We start from the raw sequence: 9,200 nt of genomic DNA, 5'->3' as shown, positions 1-9,200 counted from the left end.
ATACCATAGGATACATATGTATACAAAATAGAAAAAAATAATGATAAATACAAAAAATCGTAAAATATGACTATTAATTTGTGACTAATTAATCATTTACATCTGTTAATACAAAATTAAATAATATTAATGAGGTGATTTGCATTGGATACAGCTCAGAAAGAAATTGAAGACATACTTCTTGAGGAAGGCATCATAAAAATAGCCCAGCTAAAAGAAGCCTGGAGTCTCAATGCTTCTGCAAACAAGCCGATTCTTGATGTTTTGCTTGAAAATGGTGTGATAACTGAGAAACAAGCATTATTTGCCAGAGCAAAAAGTATGAATATTGCGTTTGCAGATTTGGAAAATTTGGAATTAGGTGATATGAACCTGCAAAAATCCATTCCTGAGTCTGTTGCAAGAAAGCATTGTGCAATACCTTACAAGTTGGATGGCAGCAGTCTGTTTGTGGCAATGAAGGACCCTGCGGATTTGTATGCCTTGGATGATTTGGCACTTTGCACAAAATATCAAATCCATCAGGTTTTAGGAGCAGAAAAAGAGATTGAGAGCCTCATTGAAAAGACATATAAGAAGGAAATCAAACAGGAAAAAATTGATCAGCTCAAGGAACTGCGTCTAAGTGAAGAGGATCTGGCGGATTTGGATAAATCAAAGATTCAGAAGATACTAGATGTTCAAAACAGGAGCAATTCTCCCATATTTAAAAGTCAGTTGGGAGGACTTTTGGTTAATAGCGGGGTTCTCACAGAGGAAAAGCTTGAAGAAGCCCTGCAGATACAGGCTGATAAAGGCGGTAAGCTGGGTGAAATACTGGTTAAAGAAAACTTCGTGCAGGAGCATGTATTATTCAAGTTTCTTGAAGTTCAATTAAATACCTCCTTTATAGATTTAAGAGAGGTAGAAATTCCTGCTGAAACAATAAGCCTGGTCAAGGAAAATTTATCAAGAAGATATAATCTCATTCCTGTGGAGCAGGATGGAGATAATCTTAAAGTCGCAATGGCTGACCCTTCCGATGTATTTGCACTTGACGATCTGAGACTGCTGACAGGTATGGAAATCATACCGTTGCTTGCAAAAGAAGAATACATATCTGAAAAAATAGACCAATACTACGAGAAACCAATTGTACCACAGCCGGAAGAGACACTGGAAGTTCCTGTGGATACCCTCATAGCAGATAAGCAGAAAGAATTCTTCAATGCCGATCTTGATGAAGAGATGAAGAAGGTAAATGAAGAAATCGCAGTTGAAATAAAAACTGTACAGCAAGAAGAGGATTTGAACGACTTAAGTGATGTATCCAATGCTCCTATTGTAAAAATGGTCAATATTATTTTCCAAAAGGCTATTGCACAAAGGGCAAGTGACATACATATAGAGCCATATGAGGATTGTATAGTCATCCGCTTCAGGGTGGACGGTCAACTGCTTGAAATAATGAAGCATGATAAGAAGATATTGTCCTCCATGGTTGCCAGAATAAAAATAATCAGTGCTCTTAATATTGCTGAAAAGAGGATACCTCAAGATGGAAGGATAACTATTACCGTCAATAGGAAAAATTTTGACATGCGTGTTTCCATACTTCCTACAGTCCATGGCGAAAAAGTGGTAATCAGAATTGCAGACAAGGATGCATTCAATGTTTCGAAAAAGGATTTAGGACTATTGGACGATGATATGCAGAATTTTAACGACATTATGGACAACCCTCATGGAATTGTACTTGTAACCGGGCCGACGGGAAGCGGAAAGTCCACTACCCTGTATACCGCTCTAAGAGAACTGAGCAAGCCAAATGTAAATATTCTTACAGTTGAAGACCCGGTTGAATGTGCTATCAAAGGCATAAACCAGGTGCAGGTGAATTCAAAGGCAGGGCTTACTTTTGGCTCCGCATTAAGAGCATTTCTCCGACAGGACCCCGACATAATAATGGTGGGTGAAATTCGAGACGGGGAAACTGCTGAAATAGCTACAAGAGCAGCTATCACCGGACACTTGGTATTAAGTACGCTCCATACCAATGATGCGGCAAGTTCAATAACCAGAATAATTGATATGGGTATAGAGCCTTTTGTTATTTCATCATCAATTGTGGGTGTTATTGCACAGAGACTGGTAAGGCGCTTATGCCCGGCATGTAAAGAGGAGCATATCCCTGACGAAAATGAAAAGGCCATGTTAAAACTTGAAACGGATGAGGAGGTAAAAATCTATAGGCCAACGGGCTGCAATGAATGTAACAATTCAGGCTACAAAGGAAGAATTGCAATTTACGAAATTATGAATATTACCAGAAAGCACAGGGAGATGATAGCAAAAAATTGCACATCCGACGAGCTGAAGGAGCTTTCAATAGGCCTTGGGATGCATACCCTGAGAGACAGTTGCATCATACGGGTTAAGGAAGGCACCACCTCCATGGATGAAATGTTAAGGGTGACATACAGCAAGGATTGAATCATATTTCAGTTAAGGTGATACTAATGGATTTAAATGAGATTTTGTTAGAATGTTTTCAGAAGAAAGCTTCCGATGTACATATAACAGCGGGTATTCCCATTGTTTTCAGAATTAACGGAGAGCTTGTATACAAGGATGAACGGGTGCTGACTCCTAAAGAATGCGAGGAGCTTTCAAAGCAGTGTATAGGCGATGAAGCTTATAACATTTTTTCAAGCAGCGGTGAAATGGATACTTCCTACGCAATTCCAAGCACAGGAAGATTCAGGGTGAATTTATATAAACAGCGGGGTACTGTAGCCATGGCATTTCGTAGTATTGCATACGAAATCCCCAAAATTGAGACGCTGGGGCTTCCTCAGGTGGTTTACCAGTTTGTCGCAAAGCAAAGAGGGCTGGTACTGGTGACTGGACCTACCGGAAGCGGTAAATCCACATCTCTGGCCGCAATGGTGGATTATATAAATTCAAATAGAAGATGCCATATCCTCACAATTGAAGACCCAATAGAATATATGCACAAGCATAAAAGAAGTGTAGTCAACCAGAGAGAAATAGGCAATGATACGGTTTCATATACAAAAGCATTGAGGGCCGCCTTAAGAGAGGACCCTGATGTAATACTGATCGGAGAAATGCGTGACCTTGAAACCATATCTATAGCTTTGACAGCAGCCGAAACAGGACATCTGGTTTTTTCAACGCTTCATACGGTGGGTGCGGCAAAAACTATTGACAGAATTGTAGATGTATTTCCGCCTCATCAGCAACCACAGGTAAGAAATCAGCTATCAACGGTTTTGCAGGGAATAATATCCCAGCAACTGATTGTCAACAAGGATGGAATGGGACGGTCGGTTGCAACGGAAGTTATGACATTGACTTCTGCAACCTCGAATTTAATAAGAGAGGCTAAAACACCACAGATAAACAGTTGTATATATAATGGAGCTCAGTTTGGGATGCATTCTATGGATATCAGCATAGCGAAATTATATAAAGCTGGAAAGATAAGTTATGAGTCAGCTTGTGAGTTTGCAATAGATATTGATAATCTAAAAAGATTATTGATTTAAAAAACATGGTAGGGGGGGATGGAAATGGCATTTTCATTTTTTAGCAACTACTTTTTAACTATCGACATAGGATTCAAATTGATTAAAGTTTTACAAATACGTAAAAAGGAAAATGATGCGATAGAAGTTGTCAATTTTGGCATCGGAAACACTCCGAAGGATTGTATAAAAAATGGTGCAATAAAGAATAAGGGTCGTGTAATAGATGAAATCAAGCGATTGATGCAGGATAACAATATTACTGCAAAGGAAGCAAAAATCGTAATGTCTGGAACAAACATCATAACAAGGATAATCATGATTGACGATGTGCCGGAAGATGAGGTTGGGGATAAGGTAATGAGAGAAATTGAAAGCTTTATGCCCATAAATATTGATGAACACAGTGTTGATTATAAAATTCTTGATTATGTTTATAAGGGGGGCATGAAGAAGCGCAGGATTTTTGTCACGGCAGTAAAGAAAAGTATTATCAGCAGCTATGTTGACATATTAAACAGCCTTAACCTGAAACCCATCTCTGTGGATACTCCGGCCAACAGCATAGCAAAGCTGTTCCATAAGGAGATAAGACTCAGAGAAATGGACGACAGGATACGGGTACAGCGCAATCAAAAATTTGATTCGGGAACTGTGGCGGTTTTGGATTTCGGATCTGAGACTACAATAGTAAATATATTGAAGAACAAGGTTATTGAATTCAACAGGGTCATTCTCATCGGAAGCAGCAATATAGACAAAGAGATTTTTGAGAAAATAATAACCGATAAATTAAAGATTGATTTTGCTGAACAGTATAAAAAGAAATACGGCATTGTTCTCAAGAGAGACTTTAACAACGATCTGGAGTGGAATTGCAGCGAAACCTCAAAGGTGGTCGTAAATGAGATTATCAAAAACATCAACATTTGCTTTGATTTTTATACGGCCAGATGCGGAGGAGAAAAGATAACCAAGATACTCATAACAGGAGGCGGCTCTCAACTGCCCAATCTCAGAGAGTATTTGGAGAGTATTTTCAAGGTGCCTTGCTATGAGACCAACTCCATAGATATTCCAGGCGTTGAGTTCTCTGTAAATCTTGATATAAATAGGATCAACTATCTGACAAATGCGCTTGGAATTGCCCTGTAACTGATTTTAACCAGGCTGTGGTTATAGAACTGTTTTTATCAGGAGGGAAATATGCCCATATATGAATTTAAGGCCAGAAACATTGAGGATAAAATACTGGAAGGAAGAAGCAAGTTCAGCAGCAAGGAAAGCCTGGCTGAGCAGTTGGAACTAAAGGGATACATACTTGTGGAGGCAAAAGAACTGAACGCCTTTACCGACATCTCCCAGATATCCATTTTCAAGCAAAGGGTAAAGGTCAAGGACCTTGCCATATTCTGCAGACAGTTTGCCATAATACTTGAGGCCGGAGTTCCCATTGCCACCGCGCTGGATGTTTTGAAGGAGCAAACCACAAACATAACGCTGAGGGATTGTATTTCAGACATTTATGAAGACATACAAAAGGGAACAGCACTGTCAGTGTCCATGAAAAAGCATGACAATCTTTTCCCAGAAATACTGATTTACATGGTGGAATCAGGAGAGCTCAGCGGTATGCTGGACAAAACCTTCTCCAGAATGGCTGAGCACTTTGAAAAGGAAAACAGACTGCACCAGAAGATCAAAAGTGCCATGACCTATCCGGCTATAGTGCTTTTGGTAGCTGTAGCGGTTATATTTGTACTGATGGTAAATGTGGTACCTTCGTTTTCCAGTATTTTAGGCGGCTTTGGAGTAGAAGTGCCTATATTTACAAAAGTACTCATCAGTATAAGCAGCTTTTTCCAGAGCTTCTGGTGGCTGATGATAGGCATTCTGCTGGGGGCGGTTGCTGGCTTTTCCCGTTACAGGAAGACCGACAGCGGGCGACATCTTTTCGGAAACCTGGCAATAAAATTACCAATTGTAAAGCAGGTCACCAGGAATGTAATAACCGCACGCTTCTCAAGGACCATGGGGACGCTGATGGCGTCAGGAGTGCTTATAATACAGGCACTGGAAGTTGTACAGAAGCTGTTGGGCAATATAATAATTGAAGAGAAAATTGATTTGGTCATTGAAGATATAAAGCAGGGAAAGGGCTTGTCCCAGCCCCTTGCGGCAATGAAGTACTTTCCTCCCATGATGGTTTCCATGATACGTATCGGAGAGGAATCAGGAAACCTGGACTATTCACTTGACAAAGCTGCAGATTTCTTTGACGAAGAGGTTGAAACCTCCGTACAGCAGCTAACATCACTAATCGAACCCATCATTGTAATATTTCTTGCAGTAATCGTCGCTTTCGTAATATTAAGCATCCTCTATCCCATGATGAGTATTTATCAGAACATGTCGGTATAAACCGTATGGTTATACTTTTACTTTCTTTTTTTGCTAATGTTGTACTTCACATTTCTATTTTTGTATAAACTGCTGTTGGTCAAGACCAATTGCTTTTTATAGCAGTACCCAAGTAAAAATAACAGAAAGGAGTAAACATTATGAAGGTTACAGAATTAACAACTACTGATGAAATAAAAGGAGGTGAAAGAATGAAAAGACTTATTAAGAATAATAAGGGCTTCTCGCTGGTTGAACTTCTGATTGTTATAGCAATAATGGGTGTTCTGGCGGTTATAGCTTTCAATATGTTCGGGGGAGTTCTCAATAACAGTAAGCAGAGAGCAGATGAACAGCAAGGAGATAATATTGGGAAAGCATTGCTTACATATTGTATTGATTCAAACGACTGGAAGCTGGAGGCGGGTAAAGTGTCCGGTTCTGGAATCAGTCTTACTGATGTTGGAGTAGTTACGGCACTTATGAGTACTATTGATATTAACGGTAAGAAGTTTGGACCATACCTTAGCAGAAAAGATCCAGATAAAAGTATTAGTGAAAATCTAGATGCATATTTACCGCAATACAGGGTTGGGAAAGGTGGAACATATGCAGGTTGGGACATTAAGATATTTTCAAATGAGCAAAATGTTAAATGTACTCCTGGTACAACCAGTAATGCAGCAATAACTAGAAATTAATGCCACTTGATATCTATAAGATCAAGTATAACTAAGTATGCAATGTAATACTTTTTGTGGATAGACTTATTAAATAACAGTATCTCCAACAAGTTTTTAATTTTTTAAAATTAAGAATTTGTTGGAGAAGACTTTAATTTATACACCACCCATTTTGTTCATATGATATAAAATTATTTGAAAGCCGGTGGTTATCATGAAAACCTCAAACAACAAGGGCTTTGCCCTTGTAGAAATGATTATCGTAATAGCTTTGATAGCTATTGTGCTGCCCCTCATATTGCAGTTATATATGTTCGGGCAGGAAACTTTTTCATATAATACCAGATTGGTTGCCCAGCAGTACACTGTTACCAATGTGCTTTCCCATGTAAGAGGAGATGTGCAGGAGGCCGCCTCGGTAGACACTTCATCGGTAACCTCCGGTGACCAGAAAACAGTCACACTGAAGCTGGGGTATTATGATGGCGGCACACCTGCGGCTATCACCAAAGTCAGGTATTGGAGAATAAGAGGCACCGTAGGCGGCGAAGGAATACTTGAATACAGCGGCGAAAAAAATATTGCCGATATCCTGACAGACAGTGATTATGCTGAGGTAGTGACAGGCCTGGATATGGATAAATGCAATTTTGAACGAAGGGGCTTCTCCAATCCGGAACGGCATAGACTGTCAATACAGGTCAAGCCGTTAGAAACAAATACCGGCAAAGGAGCAGCAAAAAATATGAGAGAGGCAATAATGACAGAGATATCTGTATTATATAAAGAAACATTGGATAGTTAAGGCCGGGTTAATTCCCCAGACCGGATTTGCCGGCTGGGAACGTGGAGGTTGAAATGAAAGATATAAATTTGATGCCTGAGGAGGCCAAGGCAGCGCCTGCTCCAAAGGCTAGAAACTTAAAAAAAGGCAGTATTCCTGTAAAGGCTGTTGTAATAGCAGTAGCGGCTCTGGTTTTTGTTTTAGGAAGTATCTTGAGCCCCAAAATATATGTTAAAGCTCTTGAAAGCCATACTGCTGCATTGCAGGCTGAAGTTGAAAGTGACAAATACACAGAGGTCAAGAATATAAATCAGCAGATTGCTGCAATACAGTCCAATATTTCTGGGAAGAAGGAGGTTATTGACAGCATTACCGCAAATCCGCTGTTAACAACTGATATTATCAACTTTGCGCAGCAGTCGGTTCCAAAGGGAGTGACAATTGACAGCCTGCAGTGCGGGGATAAAAGCCTTTCCATATCGGGTGTGGCAAAAGACAGTACGGCTGTGGCTGAGTACATATCAAATCTCACACGTATAAACGCATTCGCCGACTATACCTCCAAGGCTGCCTTCAGTTATGATAAAGCCAATGTCAAGCTTGCGTTTAAAATAGAATTGAGCCAAACCAACCAGGGGGTATAGCCATGAATTTTAAACTTAAAAGAAATGAGATAATTCTATTAAGTGCATTGGGAGTATTGATATATGCATTCATTTTCTACAAATTCATATGGATACCTGTAGTACCTGAGATAGGGGAGCAAAAAGATCAGATTTCACGATTGGAGTCACAGAAGCAAAGCCTGGATACCGATATTATGAATCTTGAAATGAAAAAGACCGAACTCCAGTCAAAACAGGCCGGGGATGAAAGACTTGCAGGCTATCTGAACAACGAAACCAATGTTACCGATTGCATAGAATATATGGATAGGCTCACGAATGTGGTTGGCAGTGAAATAACGGGTGTTAATATAGCTGCGCCTGAAAAAAAAGAAGTGAACCAATCAGCTTATTATGAAATAAAAATAGAGTTCAGCACTAAAGCAAAGCTGAACAAAATCATGGATATGGTAGAGTATATCGAGAGCAGCTCAAGAATAATTAAGGTAAACTCCTTCCGGTTGGCAAAGGAAGGAGAAGAAAATGCAAAAACCACCTCAGAAAGTGCAATTACTACAACACAGGAAGGTAAAAATTTTATTGCAGCCTTGAATATCAGCATGTTCGCGCTGAATCTGGAAGCGGCGGACAAGCTTTATGAGTATGGCAGGCATAAATTCAACCGTTTCGATTATGGAGCCGAAGCAGCCTTCGGAGCTTCTGTTTCAGGAGCCGCAGGCACGACAGATACTGCCACAAATATAGGTACGTCAAATAGTTCTGATTCAAAGGATTTTGAAATCAAGCTGAACAGTTTTTTTGCCGCAGGCGATAATTTTATTGTCTTTGGCCCTAACAGGTCAAAAGACGGGCTTTCTCTTAAGACCAACAAATATCTGACAATGGATATGAACATTGAGAAAAACTCCTATAGCATAAGTGTTTCAGATGCCTCGGGTAAAAGCAGGAAAATGAGCGGAACTGTTCCCGACAGGGATATAAATATGTATATCAATGTCCAGCTTTCTGGAGTTTCAGAAAATAATGGCTTGAATTTAAAGCTGAATATCAAAAACAACTCAGGAAATAACTTATACATTACATCTGTTGACAAATCCGACAGAGTCAGGCTTTATGACCGGCAGGGAAAAGGTATGGATAATGGAAGTAATGAAGAAAAAGTGACAATAAAGTAATA

General features: G+C 39.7%; 8 protein-coding genes. All 8 read left to right on the top strand.

The window, feature by feature from the left end:
- Positions 1–144: 144 nt before the first annotated feature.
- The 8 genes from CLHUN_RS15880 (at position 145) to pilO (ending at position 9,198) form a co-directional block, all read left to right on the top strand.
- The gene (locus CLHUN_RS15880; RefSeq protein WP_080065612.1) at positions 145–2,472 is read left to right on the top strand and encodes a type II/IV secretion system protein; all 2,328 of its coding nucleotides are present in this window, start codon (positions 145–147) and stop codon (positions 2,470–2,472) included.
- Positions 2,473–2,498: 26 nt separating this feature from the next.
- Complete coding sequence (locus CLHUN_RS15875; protein ID WP_080065611.1) at positions 2,499–3,551, top strand: type IV pilus twitching motility protein PilT; 1,053 nt, start codon at positions 2,499–2,501, stop codon at positions 3,549–3,551.
- A gap of 24 nt (positions 3,552–3,575) precedes the next feature.
- Complete coding sequence (gene pilM / locus CLHUN_RS15870; RefSeq protein ID WP_080065610.1) at positions 3,576–4,685, top strand: pilus assembly protein PilM; 1,110 nt, start codon at positions 3,576–3,578, stop codon at positions 4,683–4,685.
- Between the two features lie 51 nt (positions 4,686–4,736).
- On the top strand, positions 4,737–5,951 hold the full coding sequence (locus CLHUN_RS15865; RefSeq protein WP_080065609.1) for a type II secretion system F family protein: 1,215 nt from the start codon (positions 4,737–4,739) through the stop codon (positions 5,949–5,951).
- A gap of 140 nt (positions 5,952–6,091) precedes the next feature.
- A complete protein-coding gene (locus CLHUN_RS15860) occupies positions 6,092–6,631 on the top strand; it encodes a type II secretion system protein (RefSeq protein ID WP_080065608.1) in 540 nt (179 codons plus the stop codon).
- Between the two features lie 196 nt (positions 6,632–6,827).
- Positions 6,828–7,418, top strand: coding sequence for a prepilin-type N-terminal cleavage/methylation domain-containing protein (locus CLHUN_RS15855; protein ID WP_080065607.1), 591 nt, complete (start codon positions 6,828–6,830; stop codon positions 7,416–7,418).
- Between the two features lie 53 nt (positions 7,419–7,471).
- Positions 7,472–8,041, top strand: coding sequence for a PilN domain-containing protein (locus CLHUN_RS15850; protein WP_080065606.1), 570 nt, complete (start codon positions 7,472–7,474; stop codon positions 8,039–8,041).
- Positions 8,042–8,043: 2 nt separating this feature from the next.
- Positions 8,044–9,198, top strand: coding sequence for a type 4a pilus biogenesis protein PilO (gene pilO, locus CLHUN_RS15845; RefSeq protein WP_080065605.1), 1,155 nt, complete (start codon positions 8,044–8,046; stop codon positions 9,196–9,198).
- The last annotated feature ends 2 nt before the right edge of the window (positions 9,199–9,200 follow it).

It is taken from the genome of Ruminiclostridium hungatei (assembly GCF_002051585.1).
Taxonomy (GTDB): Bacteria; Bacillota; Clostridia; order Acetivibrionales; family DSM-1351; genus Ruminiclostridium; species Ruminiclostridium hungatei.
The sequence above is the reverse complement of the archived record's forward strand: the minus strand, read 5'-3'. Positions and strand labels throughout refer to the sequence as shown.

Bases quoted from the DNA above. Each gene is read 5' to 3' on its own strand.
- CLHUN_RS15850 (WP_080065606.1), top strand. From the start codon at position 7,472: ATGAAAGATATAAATTTGATGCCTGAGGAGGCCAAGGCAGCGCCTGCT.
- CLHUN_RS15865 (WP_080065609.1), top strand. From the start codon at position 4,737: ATGCCCATATATGAATTTAAGGCCAGAAACATTGAGGATAAAATACTG.
- pilM (WP_080065610.1), top strand. From the start codon at position 3,576: ATGGCATTTTCATTTTTTAGCAACTACTTTTTAACTATCGACATAGGA.
- pilO (WP_080065605.1), top strand. From the start codon at position 8,044: ATGAATTTTAAACTTAAAAGAAATGAGATAATTCTATTAAGTGCATTG.
- CLHUN_RS15855 (WP_080065607.1), top strand. From the start codon at position 6,828: ATGAAAACCTCAAACAACAAGGGCTTTGCCCTTGTAGAAATGATTATC.
- CLHUN_RS15875 (WP_080065611.1), top strand. From the start codon at position 2,499: ATGGATTTAAATGAGATTTTGTTAGAATGTTTTCAGAAGAAAGCTTCC.
- CLHUN_RS15860 (WP_080065608.1), top strand. From the start codon at position 6,092: ATGAAGGTTACAGAATTAACAACTACTGATGAAATAAAAGGAGGTGAA.